At 71.3% G+C, this 1294-nt stretch carries 1 protein-coding gene and 1 pseudogene; both read left to right on the forward strand.

What is annotated here, in order from left to right:
• Positions 1 to 529 (forward strand): annotated as a pseudogene (locus WEB03_RS02470) (hypothetical protein); the annotation flags it as partial.
• On the forward strand, positions 526 to 1294 hold a 769-nt coding region (locus tag WEB03_RS02475; RefSeq protein ID WP_368069387.1), incomplete at its 3' end, for an ABC transporter permease. The pseudogene WEB03_RS02470 and the gene WEB03_RS02475, both read left to right, overlap by 4 nt.

Here is a 1294-nt window from a genome sequence, read left to right on the forward strand (position 1 = left end):
CGCCGCGAGCTTCTCCGACCAGGTCCTGCCCGCCGTGACCGACTCCGGCATCCTCAGCCTGGCATCGTTCGACGACCGGTCCGCGGTCGAGTCCGCGCTCCGCGAGGGCGAACTCGATGCGGCGTGGGTCCTGCCCGCGGGCTTCAGCGACGCGGTGATCTCCGGTCAGCCAGCCGAGGTCGAGGCCATCGCTCACGGTCGTGTCGCTGCTCGAGCCCGCCGCCAGCTCGACATGGCCAGCTACCTCGCGACGGCCAGGACCGCCGAACAGGCCGGCAACTACCATTCCATCGTGGCCATCGTCCTCGGGATGCTCGGTGGGGTCTTCGTCCCGATCTCCGCGAACTCGGGGTTCCTGCAGCTCGCGTCGGGTGCTTCGCCGCACGGCTGGTTCCTGCGCGGCATCGCCGACCAGACCGCATCGGGACGGTGGGTGGACGTCCTGCCGGCGGCCGGCGCGATCGTGCTGTTCGGGGTGGTCGCAGCCGTCCCCGCCGTGTGGCGGCTCCGGAGAGCGGCGACGTGGTGAGGTGGTGGGCGATCACGCGGGTCGAACTGGTGCGGCTCTTCCGCGACCGGGGCAACATCTTCTTCGTGCTCATCTTCCCGCTGCTGCTGGTGGTCCTCATCGGTGCGAGCTTCGGCAGCGGAGGTGCGGGAGCTCGCACCGGCGTGGTCGGAGACCCGGCCGTCGCCCGCGGAGGACCGGTCGAGGTGTCCTACGTCGGTCGTCAGGACGGCAACGCGGCATCGCTCCAGGCGGTCGTGCAGGACGTCATCGGTGACCGGTCGGCGATCGCGGACGCGGCGTCGGCCGCAGCGGACGCGACGGGTCGGCCGCTCGAGGAGACCAGCGAGGTGGCGGGCACGCTGGCGGGGCAGCTCCCGGGGATCGATGTCACCGCGACCGAGCTGGCCGTCGAGGGCGGGCTCGAGCAGGAGTTCGCCGGACTCGGACAGTTCGACCTCGGGGCCTCCAGCCAGCTGTTCCTCTTCACCTTCCTGACCGCGCTGGCGGGTGGGGCGGCGCTGATCCAGACCCGCCAGTACGGCGTCGCGCGGCGGATGCTGTCGACCTCGACGCCTCCCGGTGTGGTGTTGCCGGGGATGGCCGCCGGCCGGATCGGGGTAGCGGTGTTCCAGGCGGCCTACATCGTGATCGTGACCTCGCTGGTGTTCGGGGTGAACTGGGGCGATCCGCTGGCTACGACCGTGGTCGTGCTGCTGTTCTGCCTCGTGGCCGGTGGTGCGGGGATGCTGGTCGGTGCGACGCTGCGCAACGACAGCCAGGCAT

Source organism: Nitriliruptor sp. (assembly GCF_040882075.1).
Taxonomy (GTDB): domain Bacteria; phylum Actinomycetota; class Nitriliruptoria; order Nitriliruptorales; family Nitriliruptoraceae; genus Nitriliruptor.